This is a genomic window from Pampinifervens navoyensis (assembly GCF_046159715.1).
Classification (GTDB): Bacteria; Aquificota; Aquificia; order Aquificales; family Aquificaceae; genus Pampinifervens.
In genome coordinates, this window is sequence record NZ_JBJXCT010000005.1 from 1 (window position 1) to 13900 (window position 13900).

Here is a 13900-nt window from a genome sequence, read left to right on the forward strand (position 1 = left end):
AATCCTCCCTATGGGTTTTCCATGGGGAGCTTTTTTTTACCATAATTTCTTATAACTTGCAACTCGGGTTATTATAAGCCTTCTGGCAAGGTCTGCAGATATTATATTTAGGATGAAGCCTACGCTGAACCTTTCCAGCACCCATCAGGTCAAAAAGCTTCTGAGAAGTCTAAAGCTCAACACGGTCTGTGAAGAATCAAGATGCCCCAACATAGGAGAATGCTTTGGCTCTGGCACTGCAACCTTTATGATAATGGGGGATACATGCACACGCTCCTGCACCTTCTGCAACCTCCAGAGGGGAAAACCTCTGCCCCCTGACCCACAGGAGCCATACCATCTTCTTCAGGCTGTAAGGGAGCTGGGGCTCAAGTATGTGGTTTTAACTTCACCCACCAGAGATGACCTGTCAGATGGTGGCGCCTCGCATTTTTATAAATGTATAAGAATGCTCAAGGAAGGCATTCCTGATATAAGGGTGGAGGCTCTCGTGCCGGATTTTAAGGGAAACATGAATTCTCTTGTGGCTGTCCTTTCTGCAAAACCCCATGTGCTTGCCCACAACGTAGAAACAGTCCCGAGACTGTATGAAAAGGTTAGGACTGGCTCAAAGTATGAGAGAAGTTTGGAGATTCTGAAAAGGGCAAAGGAAATAGCCCCCCAAGTGCCGACCAAGTCAGCCCTTGTGCTTGGCTTTGGAGAGGAGTGGGAGGAAATCATTCAGGTTATGAAAGACCTGTTCTCTGCAGGCTGTGAACTTCTTACCATAGGTCAGTATTATCAGCCATCAAGGAGCCACCACCCAGTCATAAAATACTACGCGGAGGAAGAATTCAGGGAGCTTGAGAAGATAGCATACAGCATGGGCTTTAAGAAGGTGGCGAGTGGTGCAAAGGTGAGAAGCTCCTACAGGGCGTGGGAACTATCTCTGCTCCTCTAAAATTTCTTTTTCTATTTCGAAGTAAACATAATAGGCGTTTACCGGGTTGACCTCAAAGAAAACAGAAAGTTGAGAATATTCCGGGTTTAGTCTTAGCATATCCTCGTTAGCCCTGTTTCTTACCTCCTCAACACTGTAACCTTCCTCGTATAACCTTCTTACCACAGACCTTATATCCCTTATGTAATCCCTGGTCCACTCCACCTGTCTGACTATGTTCTCTCTGCCGTATAGAGGCTCGCCATGTCCTGGGAGAAGGATCTCAGGTGAAAGCTCCTTTATTTTTTCAAGACAGAGAAGCCATGTGCGGGAGTTGCCAGAGCCCAGAAAGGGGACACGCCCTCCAAAAACAAGGTCGCCGGCAAAGAGTATTTTCCTCTTGGGCATCCAGACTACAAGGTCTCCATCCGTGTGAGCCCTGCACCAGTGATGTATTTCAAAAATTTCACCACCCATTTTTATTGTCATGCTGCTGGAGGTGGTTATGTCCGGTCCTATAAGTTTTGTGCCTCTAAGAAGTCTTTCTCCAAGAATCTCAAGCCTTGCAGTATGCATTCTTTTGGAGGCATCATCCGCAAGATATTCATCAGACCAGGGATGGGCTATTATGACTGCCCCTGCCTCCTTTAAGGCTCGCACTCCATAAAAATGGTCCGTATGGTAGTGTGTGATAAGAGCGTATCTTACAGGAAGCTTTGTTTTTGTCCTTATGGTCTCCACCAGCTCTCTGCCAAGTGTGTATGTGCTTAAGGCATCTACTACAAACACACCATCCCTTGTTATTACAAAGTAGGCGTTGGATATAAAACCTCTGTTCTGCCTGCTTACCTGTTCATAGGTTCCGAAGACTCCATATACACCGGGGGCAAGCTCCCGTAGAGTCTCCCTAACATGCCGTGGATAGGAAAGGGAAAGGAGAGGAAGGGCAAGGAGTAGAAAGGCAATTAACCTATTCACCCTTTGCCTCTTTGAGAGCCTGCTTTATGTCCTGGTCCGCCTTGCGGAATATTTCCGCATTTTCTCTGCTGAGGTGCCTTCCGTAGGTTTTCAGCAGGAAGGGTATGTTTATATAGCCCGTTACCACTTTGCCATCCTTTTCGTAGAGGTATACCCTGCAGGGAGCAAGGGTTCCAAACTGGGGTATGTCCTTTAGTATTGCCTCACCATAGCTCAGGTTGCAGGCAAGGAAGATGGAGAACTTTGGGCTCTGCTGTCTGATATCCATTATGTCCAGTATGTTCATGTTAACGCCGTCAAGGGCAGTCTTGTAAAGTGTCTTGAAGGTGTCAAAGTCAATGCCCTCAATTACATCCTCATGAACCAGGTTTTCCTTCATAGCAGGCACTTGAGGAATGGTAGGCCTGTTGGTGCTTATTGAAGCAAGTGCAGAATGAAGCCTGCGGTAGAGCTGGCTTATATTTCTTCTCTCGGAAAGAGTTAGATGGTTTCTGTAGCGGGTTAAGAAGACCTGATGGTTCACAACTGTGGCTTTTACCCTACCTTTCTCCTCGTATACTGCCACACTGCAGGGGACTATGTTGCTCAGGGCTGGGGCCTTTAAAAGAATGTCCCCCATGCCCTCAAACTCACATCCAAAGACAACATAGTAGTTTCTGAAGACTTCGTTTCCCCTTGCCCTTATGGCGTCGGATATGGTGAGGGTCCTGAGCACTTTCAGACCCTGAGCTTCCATACTCTTCCTTACCGACTCAACACCAGCCTTAAAATCCTTTTCCCTGAGGTTGTAAGTGATATACATAACCCTGAGGGGGTCCATGGCAAAGGTAAAAAGTGGCAGGAGGAGAAGTAAAAAAAGCCTTAACATGCCTTACCTCCAGTAGCAGTCTGTGTTGTAGGGGTGGTCAAGGACTTTTACATTGGGCCTTCTGTCCACTTCAATGTTCTTCTTCTTCCTTATGTAGTCTACAACTATGTCCCTTATGTTCTTCTTCTCTGGCTGGACTCCCATGGGAGGTGGGCCACCGTAGACTGCAACCACATACTCTTTGTCCATCTCTATGGGCTTGCCCTTAATCTTTACGTTCCTTATCCTTTCGCCCTGCTTTGCGTTAATTTTCAGCTCATATTCCACTCCGTATATCCTCGACATGTCTCCACCCTGCTGATACAGGGGGTTGGGGTTAAACACGTTGTCCGCCACATCTTCCCAGAGCACAAGAAGGTCTCTACCCTTTCTTTTCATTATAAATACTTCTGGGTAGGTCATACCCAGCACATCGTAGACATGTTCCACCGTTATCTTCTGACCGGGGAGGACAGTTGTCCCCCATCTGAAGCCTGGAGATGTGCCCACATCAAGGGACATAACCGCATCCACGCCGTGGTAGTAGTCTGCAAGAGCTTCGCCTATAAGCCTGTCCCATGTGCTGAAAACCGTATCTCTCTTATAGAGCAAGGTGTTGGCAGTTCCTATGACGGTGTTGAACTCCTTTTCATAAGAAGCATACCATTTTCTAACCAGCTCCTTTGCTCCCTTATCCTCCGGCACCACATCAGAAAGAACTGGTATGAGCTTGAGCCTGTAGCCATGAAGTTTACCATTTCTCACATCAAGGTCCATCCTTCCCACAAACTTACCATGTGAACCGGGTGAGATTATAAGTGTATCTCCTACCTTAACTGGAGTGGGTGTTATATCGTGGGTATGGCCGGATATAACTATATCAATACCCTTTACGATTTTCATCAGGGCTATGTCAAGGGGAAGACCATCGTGGGAAAGCAGTATAACAAGGTCAACCTTGTGTTTTTCCCTGAGCTCATTCACATACTTCTGAAGCTCGTCGGGCCTGACGCCAAAGCTCCAGCCCTCTGTGTATACCCTCGGGTTTGCAAGGGGTGTGAAGGGGAAGGAGCTTCCTATTATGCCAATCTTAACGCCACCCTTTTCCACCACATCGTAAGGGGGAAAGACAAGGTCTCCAAAGGGCTCTTCTGTTATGTTGTAGGAGATAAACTTTGCCTTGAGCTTGTTTTTGACTATGTCAAGAAACTTTTCCTTTCCAACGGTCACATCCCAGTGGGCCACCATATAGTCAAAGCCCACATAGTTAAGCCAGTCAACCACGGCCATCCCATCAGTTTTGACCGCAATACCAGAGGTCGCCCATGTATCACCTCCATCAAGCACCAGACACCTGTCCTTGCCCCTTTCGTTAACTATGGTTTTTATAACTGTGGCAACTTGCGGTCCACCACCGGTCATGCCGTATAGCTTTGCCAGTCTTATAAAACTCACACATGAACCCATGTAGGCTTCCACAGAACCCGGCTTTATGTTGTAGAACTTCAAAAAGTCCGTGCCAGCAAGATATCCGGGAGTCCCCTTAAGGGCTTCTGGAGCAAGCAGGTTCATAGGCTCGGCAAAATACATGGGCTTGAGGTGGCCATGAAAGTCAGATATGAAGACAAGTGTAAGATTTCCATATGGCTTGAACTCCATCAGCTTTTCAAAGCTCACAGGTCTTTTTGCAAAAGCTTCTGGGGAAAAAGCCAGTGCAGAAAGAGCTAAGGCGGAGTATCCAAGGAATTCCCTCCTACTAAGGCTCATTATCAAACCTCCTTCTTCAGGAAATATTATACGGGGGCAGAGCCCCCTCTGAAGTTACTTGTTAACCGGGGAGTCGGGGTGAAGCAAGAAGGTCACTATGTTCATAACATCTTCTGGTGATAGTGCGCCGTTGCGTCCAAACCTTGGCATAGAGGAACAGGGGAAGGCGGACCAGGAGTCATAGACTATGTTGTAAACGATTTTCAGGTTCTGAATTGCTTCCGGACTGTTCATGTTCTCTTTGGTTATGTTCCACCTCTTACCATACTGATACAGGTTTGGACCCATGGTTCCACCGGGAACACCCTTCTCTATCAGGTGGCAGGCATAGCAGTTTCCACCTCTATCGGTAGGGCTATCAGAGAAACCATAGCTGGCAAACCTTCCACCCCTGGGGTTGTCCACTATCTTCTTACCCTCTTTCCAGTCCCCCCAGAACAGACCCCACTGAGGATACCTTATCTCGTTCTGACTCACCTGTATAACCTTCTGTATTGCGGGACCTGGCATGGCTTCCCTACTTGGGTATTGTGAGCATATCTTCTGAGCTTCGTCCTGTTCCACTTTCCATGCAAACCTAGGGTCTGTGGAAAGTCCGGACTTAAGCACCTGAATCACTTCTTCCTGTTTGACTGCAGGCTGTTGCTGTTTCTGAGGCTGTGCCTTCCTCTGCTGAGCTTCAACCACCGCACCTGTCAAAAGAGCGGAAACACCTGCTATAAGAAGCGCTTTTTTCATCTCTATTACCTCCCTATGCCTGGTGCTTTTATCTCTGTGCCGTTTGCTGTGCCGTAAAGGTATGTGGAGAGCGCCACCGCAAGGTCTGAATGGGGTATGAACTCGGGCCACCTCATCTGGCGGATGCATTCTGCATACCTGTAGTGCATGGTCATGGGAAGACCCCATCTCACGAGATATTTGGGGAATATGGAAACTGCCTGACCAGCCTCTCCAGGCCTGTCTGCACTCCAGAGCCTTGTGGCCCTTATTCTCACCTCCTGCTTACCGGCATGACAGGTAGCACAGTTAAAGTCCCAGGGTCCAAGTCTTGCATAGTATACCTGCTTGCCTATATCATACATCTTTTTAACCCTCGGGTCTTTGAGGTTAACGTTTATCTTCTGTCCATTGGACTCCATGGTTAGATACATGATTATGCCGTCATATTCACTCACGCAGTTACCCGTTTTGCCCCAGCACTGGCGAACAAACTTTAGAACCTGCTCCTGTGTCATACCTGCATGCTTCTGAAGACACCAGCCAACCCTCGTTTCAAGGTCCATAACCTTGCCAGCATCTGCAAAGTATCTGGGCAGCTGTGCAGCGGCTCCCTTAAAAACACCCGGACCCAGTCCAAGGTCGCATTTGTCAAGGTTATATTTCTTTATGGCATCCTTGCCTACTTCATACCATACCTCGCCTGGGTTTATGCCCTCTGCCAACATGCGGTTGAATTCCTGAACAAGTCTCATCTCTTCCTCTGGAGAGAGCTCTCCTTCAACTTGAGCAAAAGCCTTTGTAGACAAAAGGCCACCGGCGACAGCACCGGCGGTAAAAATCGCCAGAAGCAGCTTTTTTCTCATGTTATAACCTCCCTTAAGAGACCTTTATGTCTGCGGTTCTTTCCCACTTCCCGCCCTTGTTATCTTCGTAGACTATCTTGACTACCCCGCTCTCATCCGCTTTTAGAGTCAGGGCTATAAAGGGATTGGCAGACACACCTGCACCCATGTTGATGGTGCTTACCAGCTTGTCGTTGAAGAGAAGGTCAAGCTTTGTAAGGGTATGGGGAGGAATCTCCTGACCTGTTTGTGGGTCTTTCCTTGGTGGGGACATGGGATGGGTTATCACCATCTGCACCCTTACGATTTCTCCCTTCTTTGCCTCCTTCGGCACACGCAGTATGCCCGCTCCTATTGCCATATTGCACCTCCTGTATGGGATTTTGGTATTGAAAATCTAAGGGATTATCCGCATCCGCCAGCGGTAACCTTTACCTCCTTGGTTGCCATTACATAGGAGCCATCCTTCAGCTTGAGTATTGCTCTTACGTTGGAGGTCTCTCCCATCTTTATCCTGGTGGAGAAAAAGACCTGACCGTTCATGGGTGTAAAGGTCACGTCTGCTATCCATGGAACGGGGTTTTTGTCCACAAACACCCATAGCCTCTCAACCCTGTCCACAGGTATGGTGGACTCAACGGTTATGGGCACATTGGCTCCAGACTCTGCTATGGTGGGAGCGGTCAGCTTGATATCCGCCACTTCCTTAATCTGGGCAAGTTTGACTCCCAGCCTCTTCTGAAGCTCCTCCTCCAGCTTTGGAGTAGAAGCAAAGGCTGGCTGAACTGCTGGGACCAAGGTCAGCCCCATGACTGCCACTGCTGACAGTGCAAGAAACTTTCTCCTGTCCATAGTTTATACCTCCTTAGAAATTATTAACATGCCTTTATATTGTGTCTTTTGCATATTCCCTGAATAAAATTCAGTATATCACCCCTGGGCCTGTTTCCGAACAGAGCACCAAGAGTCTTATCCTGCTTGGGGTCATAGAAGACTATAGTAGGAACGCCGGGGGCTCCGAGCTTTCTCGCCCACCTGCTCCCCTCGTCGGAGGAGATGTTGAGGGATATTACAACAAAGTTTTCCAGTTTCTTCTGCACATCCTCCTGATTGAGGACAAACTCCTCCATCTGGGCACAGTAGGGACAATAGTTGCTGTAGAAATAGAAGGCAACAAGCTTATCCTGTTGCTGGGCATATTCAAGACCTTCCTTTGCCTTGTTAAACCAGACCGCAAAGCTTGTAGATACCGCTAAAATCAAGCTTATTAGCACCTTCCACATACTATGTGTTTAATATAAGGGCTTTGAGAATGCTTAGCAATAGAAATTTTTTATGACAGGTATAAGCATGTCTTATATAAGAGGATAATTAAAACTGTAAAAGTCACTAACAGGCATAAAATATAAGTCTTATGGAAAGAGTAAGAAACTTCTCCATAATAGCCCATGTGGACCACGGAAAGTCTACCCTTGCGGACAGGCTCTTAGAGTTCACCGGCTCTGTCTCAAGGAGGGAGATGAAGGAGCAAATGCTTGATACCCTTGAGATTGAGAGGGAGAGGGGCATAACCATAAAACTACAGGCGGTAAGGATGTTCTACAGGGCAAAGGACGGAAACCTCTATACGCTACACCTCATAGACACTCCCGGGCATGTGGACTTTTCCTACGAGGTCTCAAGGGCTCTCGCTGCCTGTGAAGGAGCTCTGCTCCTTGTGGATGCCACGCAGGGCATAGAGGCTCAAACGGTTGCCAACTTCTGGAAGGCAGTGGAGCAGGACCTTACCATAATTCCCGTTATAAACAAAATAGACCTACCGGCCGCAGACCCGGAAAGGGTAAAAAGACAGATAGAGGATATACTTGGTCTTCCTTCAGAAGAGGTAATACTTGCTTCTGCAAAAGAAGGCATAGGTATTGAGGAGATACTGGAGGCAATCGTAAAGAGAATACCACCACCCGAGGGAAACCCTCAGAAGCCTCTCAAGGCGCTTATTTTTGACTCCTACTACGACCCATACAGGGGTGCGGTTGCCTTTGTGAGGGTCTTTGACGGTGAGGTCAGGCCTGGCACGAGAATAAGGCTATTTTCCACAGGCAAAGAATTTGAAGTCACAGAGGTGGGTGCACAGACTCCTAAAATGACAAAGTTTGAAAGGCTATCTGCAGGAGATGTGGGATACCTGGCAGCCTCCATAAAGGACGTGAGGGATATAAGGGTTGGGGATACCATAACGGATGCAAAAAATCCAACAGGAGAACCTGTCCCCGGCTTCAGACCCGCAAAGCCTATGGTATACGCCGGCATATATCCCTCAGAGGGCTACACCTACGAAGAGCTAAGAGATGCTCTTGAGAAATACGCCATAAACGACGCAGCGGTGCAGTTTGAACCAGAAACCTCACCAGCCCTTGGACTTGGCTTCAGGGTGGGGTTTCTTGGACTTTTGCACATGGAAATAGTGCAGGAAAGGCTTGAGAGAGAATACGGAGTGAGCATAGTGACCACTGCACCCAGTGTGGTCTACAGAGTAAGGTTTAAAAATGGAGAGGTAAAGGAAATAAGAAATCCCTCAGAGCTTCCCGAAAACTGGGGCGTAATAGAGGCTCTTGAAGAGCCCTTTGTGCTCCTTACCATAATCACGCCAAAGGACTACGTTGGCAGTATAATGAACCTCTGTCAGGAGAAGAGAGGAATTCAGAAAAAGTTCCTCTACCTTGACCCCAACACGGTCATGCTTGAGTATGAGATGCCTCTGAGTGAGGTCATAATGGACTTCCACGACAAGATAAAGGGTGTTTCAAAAGGCTATGCCTCCTACGACTATGAGTTTCTTGGCTTCAGAGAAGAGGACCTGGTGAGGCTCAATATCTTTATAAACAATGACCCGGTTGATGCTCTTTCCTTCATAGTCCACAGGGACAAAGCCTACAGAAGAGCCCGTCAGCTTGTGGAAAAGCTCAGAGATGTCATACCCAGACAACTCTTTGAGGTCAAGGTTCAGGCTGGTATAGGGACAAAGATAATAGCTTCAGAGAGAATTCCGCCTCTCAGGGCAAACGTGACCGCCAAGTGCTACGGCGGAGACATTACCAGAAAGAAGAAGCTCCTTGAAAAGCAGAAGGAAGGTAAAAAGAGGCTAAAACAGTTTGGGAAAGTGGAGCTTCCTCAGGAAGCCTTCCTTACAGTTTTGAAGGTTGATTGAAGGTCAAAGACCTCGGGCATATAATTAGAAACATGAGAACTATTAGTGTGGAAGAACTCAAGAGGCTCTATCATGAAGACTTCCCCCTCTGGGCAGAGATAAACCACCAGCTTCTAAAAGAAAAGGCTTATGAGCTTGTGGACTGGGAGAACCTGCTGGAGGAGATAGAGGATATGGCACAGAAACATCTGGATAGCTGTATAAGCCAGCTCGCAAGAATTCTGGAGCACCTATACAAATGGGATAACTTCAGAAGGCTGTCAGGTGGAGAGAAGGCGGGAATGGGTTGGATAAAAAGCGTGGAAAGTGCAAGATTAGAAATCCTTGCCATGCTCGATGTATACCCCAGCCTCAGAAACAGACTACCCTTAGAGATAGAAAAGGCGTGGAAGTTCGCAAGAAGAAGAATACAGAAATGGCTGATATTTAATGACCATAACCCAGAGGACTTCCCTATACCAGAAGATTGCCCTTACACCTTTGAGACCGCCATGAACAGAGACCTCAGGAGAGAGCTGAGCTGAAAATCTCTTTGGCTTTTATGAGCTTTACCACAAACTCGTTGACAGGAAGCTTTATTCCCTTTGCACCCGCAAGCTCAAGCAGAGCACCGTTGAGGGCTTCAATCTCAGTTCTTCCCTTCTTCACATCATGGAGCATGGAAGGATAATGCTCTGCAGTGGGCGGGATTAGTTTCTCGTAAAAGTGCTTTTTATATTCTTCCGCACTATTCCAGAAGGTGGGAATGGAGTTTGCTTTTATAGCCTCAAAGGCTTCCTCTAATATCCTGTCCATTATCTCCCTCGTATGGGGGTTGCTGGCAAGTTTGCCGTATGTGGTTTCAAAAAGGGCTCCCAGTGGGTTCAGGGCACAGTTGTAGAGAATCTTATCCCATAAATACTTGTATACATCCCTTTCATATCTTGTGGGTATGCCTGCATGGCTGAAAATGCCAGCCAGTTCTCTCAGAAAAGCCTCCTCCAGAAAACCTGCAGGGTCCCCTATAACCACGTCATCGCCACAGACGGTTATCCTGACTCTTCCCCACTCTAACAGCTCTGCACCGAATATAACTCTTGCAAGAATTACTTTACCCCTGCCAAAGGTATCTACCGCCTTCTCATAGTTTCCGTAGCCGTTCTGTGCTACCATTAAAAGACTTTTGCCGCTTCTTAGAGGTTCTAAACTCCTGAGAGCCTCCTGTGTATCGTAGCTCTTTACTGTGAGTATGACTATGTCAGGTTCAAAGTCAAGGGCTTCAAGAGAGTCCACAGCCAGAACTTCCTGCTCAAACTCTCCCCATATGCCTTCCACCTTTATGCTTTCAAGCCTTCTACCCTTTTTTAAAAGTCCCACAGCACTATGACCTGCCCTGCTCAGAAAGGCGAGGTATGTGCTCCCAAGAGCACCAACTCCCACAACCAGAAACCTCATTCCTTTTCCTCCAGTCTTATAAGAGGTAAAAGGTCCCTCAGGTCTATATACCTGTCGCAGGCGTTTACAAGCTCTACCGCAGTTGCTTCTCTTGCAGATACGCAGATTATTTCCTTTCCAAAGTTTCTCAGGGTCCAGACCAGCTTTTCAAAATCTCCATCTCCGGTGCAGAGGATTGCAGTGTGATAGTTATCCTTGGTGAGAAGCGCATCTATGGTAAGGTTAACATCCAGGTCGCCCTTGTATGTGCCGTCTTTTAGCTGTTTTACAGGTTTTTTCACCACCGTTATTCCGCTGAAGGCAAGCAGTTTTATGAAATTCTCCTGTTTTTCGTCTCCTTCTCTGTAGGCGAGGTAGAAAAAGGTGTTGTAAATGTCAAACTCCACCTTAAAATAATTAACCAGCTTTACAAGGTCAATCCTCTGATGCAGTATGTCTTTCTGGACAAAGTAAAAATTTGCCCCATCTATGAATATGCAGGCCCTTCTTTTCATTCTTGGATATACCATACCCTTATACCTGCGGAGACATGAGAATTTCTCTCCCAGATGGTTTCCACGCTTATGATTTTTGGTTTGTTGAGCTTAATCCACTGGTTTACCTGCTCCTCAAGGAGCTGCTCCATGCTCTCGTCTTTAAAAGGGGTCATCTTGCGGTGGAAGTCTTTGAAACGAATTTCCATCAAGTAATCTCCTCTTCCCAGTAGGAGACCACCACCTTTGCAGGTCTGAGCACTCTGTCGTGTAGCCAGTAGCCCTTCTTTTCCACCCGGAGAACCATGTTCGGCGCCATATCTTGCGTGTATTCTCTGTCTACCGCCTCTGAAAGGTATGGGTCAAACTCTTTGCCCAGCACCTCTATCTCTCTTATGCCGTGCTTTTCCAGTATCCTCAGAAGCTCTTTGTATATAAGTTCAAAACCCTTTTTCAAACCCTCTGCGTCCCCACCTTCATACTGGAAAGCCCTCTCAAAGTTGTCAACCACCTCCAGCAGGTCAAGGGCAAGATTCTCATGTCCGTATTTCCTTGCCTCTTCAAGGTCCCTTCTGTATCTTTCCTTCAGATAATCTGCCTCCCTCTGCAGGTCCACATACCTCTGATTTATAACCCTTGCAGTGTTTTCAAGCCTGAGCAATTTTTCCTCAAGCTCCTTTATTCTCTTGTCCTTCTGTTCTTCTGACTGCTCCTGCAATACTTCTTCCTGTTGCTGCTTCTCTTCCATAAGGGTTAATTATAGCATGCCCTTCAGGCTTTCAAGTGCCTTGCTGAGCCTCCCTATACCTTCCTCAATTATGTTTTCAGAAATGCAGTAAGATAGCCTCATGTATCCCTCTGCACCAAAGGCTGAGCCGGGAACCCCAGCAACCCTTCCCTTTTCTATGAGATAGTCTGCAAGTTTTATGTCAGAGCCAAGCTTTTCAGAATAGTGCCTCAGGTTGGGAAATATGTAGAAGGCTCCCTTTGGCTTTACTACGCTTATGTCTGGAATTTTTTTCAGGAGCTCGTATGCAAGGTCTCTCCTCCTCTCAAAGGCTCTTTTCATGTTATCTACAAAGGCTTTAGAGTGTGGGTTTCTGAGGGCTTCAAGGGCTCCATACTGGGCAAAGGTGGTGGCGTTGGATATGCTCTGGCTGTTGAGGTCTGCTATAACCTTTGCGTATCTCTCAGGGCAGGCAACATAGCCAATCCTCCAGCCTGTCATGGAGTAAGTTTTTGAGAAGGCGTTGACGGTGAAGGTTATGTCTCTTATATCCTCTGAAAAACTTGCAGGACTTACGAATTTTTCCCCATCGTATAGGAAGGCCTCATAACATTCGTCTGAGACTATGAGTATACCATTTTCAAGGCAGAGCTGTGCTATTTTTCTCTGTTCTTCCTCCGGAACAACTGCACCCGTAGGGTTTGAGGGTGAATTGAGTATAAGCATTCTGGTTTTTGGAGTGATGTGTTCTTTCAGGACCTCAGCCCTGAGAACAAAGCCTTCTTCTTCCCTTAGTGGCACTTCCACCACCTTTGCATCGCAGAGCATGATCTGCTCCGGATAGGTTACCCAGTAGGGAGATGGGAGGAGGACCTCATCACCCTCTTCAAGAACTGCAAGCATAACCAGAAAAAGTGCCATCTTTGCTCCGGCGGTGACCACAATCTCAGAAGGTTTGTATTCAACGCCATTTTCCCTGTGGAGCTTTTCTGCAAGAGCCTCTCTCAGCTGGGGAATTCCCGCAGAAGGTGCATACTTGGTTTTACCTTCCTTCAGTGCCCTTATACAGGCTTCCTTAACAAACTCTGGTGTATCAAAGTCCGGTTCTCCGGCACCAAAGCCTATTATGTCCACACCCTGAGCTTTGAGCTGGTTTACTTTGGCGGTGAGGGCAAGGGTGGGAGCCGGCTTTATGTGGGATACTCTTCTTGCAAGCATAGGAGCTATTATAACCTGAACCTTTCCTTCAAATACTCCATTGCCCTGTAGTTTGTGAGGTCAAGCTGAAGGGGTGTTATGGAAACATAGCCATGATATACTGCCCAGTAGTCTGTGCCTTCTTCTAAGTGCCATCCAAATTCCTCCGCCGTTATCCAGTATAGGGGTCTCCCAGAGGGGTCCGAGAGCCTGAGCACCTTTTCCTTGTATGCCCTTCTGCCCTGGCGGGTGAGCATAAAGCCCTTTATGTCTTCACTTGGGAGGTTTGGTATGTTTACGTTAAGATAGGTATCTTCTGGCATTCCCCTTTCAAGAACCCTGAGGACAACCTCCCTTGCCACCCTTGCCACCTCAGAAAAGTCCACCTCATCCCTCCCAAAGGCGGAGAAAGCTACAGAGGGAATGCCCAGAATCCTGCCCTCCATGGCACCGGACACTGTTCCCGAGTAGGTTATGTCCTCTCCCAGGTTTGGTCCCTCGTTTATGCCAGAACATACTAGGTCTGGCTTTCTTCCCTCAAGGAAAAGATAATAGCCAAAATGAACGCAGTCCGCAGGAGTGCCACCTATAACAGTCCAGAAGTCCTCATCCACCCTTCTTATTCTCAGAGGCTGAGTAAAGGTAAGAGAGTGTCCAACACCGCTGAGATTTCTGTCTGGAGCAACGGTTATCACCCTTCCGAGGTTTTTTAACTCCTCTCTGAGGGCTCTGATGCCTTCTGAAAAATAGCCATCATCGTTGGTGAGCAGGAAGGTTGGCATTGCCTA

The 13900-nt window shown here is 47.4% G+C and carries 17 protein-coding genes; 3 read left to right on the forward strand and 14 right to left on the reverse strand.

Annotated features, from left to right (window positions below; all coding sequences use genetic code 11):
* The first annotated feature begins 112 nt into the window (after positions 1 to 112).
* Complete coding sequence (gene lipA, locus ACKRDP_RS04830) at positions 113 to 940, forward strand: lipoyl synthase (RefSeq protein WP_409153627.1); 828 nt, start codon at positions 113 to 115, stop codon at positions 938 to 940.
* Here lipA and ACKRDP_RS04835 read toward each other — a convergent pair.
* The 8 genes from ACKRDP_RS04835 to ACKRDP_RS04870 are packed head-to-tail and all read right to left on the reverse strand — an operon-like array spanning position 923 to position 7335.
* Positions 923 to 1897, reverse strand: a complete 975-nt coding sequence (locus ACKRDP_RS04835) for an MBL fold metallo-hydrolase (protein ID WP_409153628.1) — start codon at positions 1895 to 1897, stop codon at positions 923 to 925. The two genes, lipA and ACKRDP_RS04835, sit on opposite strands and share 18 nt — an antisense overlap.
* A complete protein-coding gene (locus ACKRDP_RS04840) occupies positions 1890 to 2765 on the reverse strand; it encodes a DUF302 domain-containing protein (protein ID WP_409153629.1) in 876 nt (291 codons plus the stop codon). The genes ACKRDP_RS04835 and ACKRDP_RS04840 overlap by 8 nt, the downstream gene beginning before the upstream one ends.
* A 3-nt stretch (positions 2766 to 2768) precedes the next feature.
* Positions 2769 to 4511, reverse strand: a complete 1743-nt coding sequence (gene soxB / locus ACKRDP_RS04845; RefSeq protein WP_409153630.1) for a thiosulfohydrolase SoxB — start codon at positions 4509 to 4511, stop codon at positions 2769 to 2771.
* A 54-nt stretch (positions 4512 to 4565) separates the two neighbouring features.
* Positions 4566 to 5249: a sulfur oxidation c-type cytochrome SoxX gene (gene soxX, locus ACKRDP_RS04850; RefSeq protein WP_409153631.1), complete on the reverse strand. Its 684-nt coding sequence runs from the start codon at positions 5247 to 5249 to the stop codon at positions 4566 to 4568.
* Between the two features lie 5 nt (positions 5250 to 5254).
* Positions 5255 to 6094 carry a sulfur oxidation c-type cytochrome SoxA gene (soxA, locus tag ACKRDP_RS04855; RefSeq protein WP_409153632.1) on the reverse strand — a complete coding sequence of 280 codons (840 nt, stop codon included), beginning with the start codon at positions 6092 to 6094 and terminating at the stop codon, positions 5255 to 5257.
* A gap of 13 nt (positions 6095 to 6107) precedes the next feature.
* Positions 6108 to 6434, reverse strand: coding sequence for a thiosulfate oxidation carrier complex protein SoxZ (gene soxZ, locus ACKRDP_RS04860; protein WP_409153633.1), 327 nt, complete (start codon positions 6432 to 6434; stop codon positions 6108 to 6110).
* A 44-nt stretch (positions 6435 to 6478) separates the two neighbouring features.
* A complete protein-coding gene (gene soxY, locus ACKRDP_RS04865; RefSeq protein ID WP_409153634.1) occupies positions 6479 to 6925 on the reverse strand; it encodes a thiosulfate oxidation carrier protein SoxY in 447 nt (148 codons plus the stop codon).
* A gap of 23 nt (positions 6926 to 6948) precedes the next feature.
* Complete coding sequence (locus tag ACKRDP_RS04870; RefSeq protein ID WP_409153635.1) at positions 6949 to 7335, reverse strand: thioredoxin family protein; 387 nt, start codon at positions 7333 to 7335, stop codon at positions 6949 to 6951.
* A gap of 152 nt (positions 7336 to 7487) precedes the next feature.
* On the opposite strand from ACKRDP_RS04870, the gene lepA reads away from it, so the two are divergent.
* On the forward strand, positions 7488 to 9281 hold the full coding sequence (lepA, locus tag ACKRDP_RS04875) for a translation elongation factor 4 (RefSeq protein WP_409153636.1): 1794 nt from the start codon (positions 7488 to 7490) through the stop codon (positions 9279 to 9281).
* A 32-nt stretch (positions 9282 to 9313) separates the two neighbouring features.
* Positions 9314 to 9805: a DUF29 domain-containing protein gene (locus ACKRDP_RS04880; protein ID WP_409153772.1), complete on the forward strand. Its 492-nt coding sequence runs from the start codon at positions 9314 to 9316 to the stop codon at positions 9803 to 9805.
* On the opposite strand, the gene ACKRDP_RS04885 is transcribed toward ACKRDP_RS04880, so the two are convergent.
* Genes ACKRDP_RS04885 through surE form a run of 6 tightly spaced genes read right to left on the reverse strand, consistent with a single transcriptional unit; the run spans position 9786 to position 13894 of the window.
* Positions 9786 to 10715, reverse strand: coding sequence for a ketopantoate reductase family protein (locus tag ACKRDP_RS04885; protein ID WP_409153637.1), 930 nt, complete (start codon positions 10713 to 10715; stop codon positions 9786 to 9788). The two genes, ACKRDP_RS04880 and ACKRDP_RS04885, sit on opposite strands and share 20 nt — an antisense overlap.
* Complete coding sequence (locus ACKRDP_RS04890; RefSeq protein ID WP_409153638.1) at positions 10712 to 11209, reverse strand: LabA-like NYN domain-containing protein; 498 nt, start codon at positions 11207 to 11209, stop codon at positions 10712 to 10714. Before ACKRDP_RS04890 ends, ACKRDP_RS04885 begins: the two co-directional genes overlap by 4 nt.
* Positions 11206 to 11397 (reverse strand): hypothetical protein, encoded by a 192-nt coding sequence (locus tag ACKRDP_RS04895; protein ID WP_409153639.1) that lies wholly within the window; start codon positions 11395 to 11397, stop codon positions 11206 to 11208. Before ACKRDP_RS04895 ends, ACKRDP_RS04890 begins: the two co-directional genes overlap by 4 nt.
* Positions 11397 to 11936, reverse strand: coding sequence for a nucleotide exchange factor GrpE (locus ACKRDP_RS04900; protein ID WP_409153640.1), 540 nt, complete (start codon positions 11934 to 11936; stop codon positions 11397 to 11399). The genes ACKRDP_RS04895 and ACKRDP_RS04900 overlap by 1 nt, the downstream gene beginning before the upstream one ends.
* 9 nt (positions 11937 to 11945) lie before the next feature.
* Complete coding sequence (locus ACKRDP_RS04905; RefSeq protein WP_409153641.1) at positions 11946 to 13133, reverse strand: pyridoxal phosphate-dependent aminotransferase; 1188 nt, start codon at positions 13131 to 13133, stop codon at positions 11946 to 11948.
* 8 nt (positions 13134 to 13141) lie between these two features.
* Positions 13142 to 13894: a 5'/3'-nucleotidase SurE gene (gene surE, locus ACKRDP_RS04910; protein ID WP_409153642.1), complete on the reverse strand. Its 753-nt coding sequence runs from the start codon at positions 13892 to 13894 to the stop codon at positions 13142 to 13144.
* Positions 13895 to 13900 lie beyond the last annotated feature (6 nt).

What these genes read in the sequence shown, in the direction of transcription:
- ACKRDP_RS04885 (WP_409153637.1), bottom strand. Translation starts at nt 10,715, where the DNA reads ATGAGGTTTCTGGTTGTGGGAGTTGGTGCTCTTGGGAGCACATACCTC.
- soxB (WP_409153630.1), bottom strand. Translation starts at nt 4,511, where the DNA reads ATGAGCCTTAGTAGGAGGGAATTCCTTGGATACTCCGCCTTAGCTCTT.
- ACKRDP_RS04880 (WP_409153772.1), top strand. Translation starts at nt 9,314, where the DNA reads ATGAGAACTATTAGTGTGGAAGAACTCAAGAGGCTCTATCATGAAGAC.
- soxZ (WP_409153633.1), bottom strand. Translation starts at nt 6,434, where the DNA reads ATGGCAATAGGAGCGGGCATACTGCGTGTGCCGAAGGAGGCAAAGAAG.
- soxX (WP_409153631.1), bottom strand. Translation starts at nt 5,249, where the DNA reads ATGAAAAAAGCGCTTCTTATAGCAGGTGTTTCCGCTCTTTTGACAGGT.
- lipA (WP_409153627.1), top strand. Translation starts at nt 113, where the DNA reads ATGAAGCCTACGCTGAACCTTTCCAGCACCCATCAGGTCAAAAAGCTT.
- surE (WP_409153642.1), bottom strand. Translation starts at nt 13,894, where the DNA reads ATGCCAACCTTCCTGCTCACCAACGATGATGGCTATTTTTCAGAAGGC.
- ACKRDP_RS04890 (WP_409153638.1), bottom strand. Translation starts at nt 11,209, where the DNA reads ATGAAAAGAAGGGCCTGCATATTCATAGATGGGGCAAATTTTTACTTT.
- ACKRDP_RS04905 (WP_409153641.1), bottom strand. Translation starts at nt 13,133, where the DNA reads ATGCTTGCAAGAAGAGTATCCCACATAAAGCCGGCTCCCACCCTTGCC.
- ACKRDP_RS04840 (WP_409153629.1), bottom strand. Translation starts at nt 2,765, where the DNA reads ATGTTAAGGCTTTTTTTACTTCTCCTCCTGCCACTTTTTACCTTTGCC.
- lepA (WP_409153636.1), top strand. Translation starts at nt 7,488, where the DNA reads ATGGAAAGAGTAAGAAACTTCTCCATAATAGCCCATGTGGACCACGGA.
- ACKRDP_RS04900 (WP_409153640.1), bottom strand. Translation starts at nt 11,936, where the DNA reads ATGGAAGAGAAGCAGCAACAGGAAGAAGTATTGCAGGAGCAGTCAGAA.
- ACKRDP_RS04895 (WP_409153639.1), bottom strand. Translation starts at nt 11,397, where the DNA reads ATGGAAATTCGTTTCAAAGACTTCCACCGCAAGATGACCCCTTTTAAA.
- soxA (WP_409153632.1), bottom strand. Translation starts at nt 6,094, where the DNA reads ATGAGAAAAAAGCTGCTTCTGGCGATTTTTACCGCCGGTGCTGTCGCC.
- soxY (WP_409153634.1), bottom strand. Translation starts at nt 6,925, where the DNA reads ATGGACAGGAGAAAGTTTCTTGCACTGTCAGCAGTGGCAGTCATGGGG.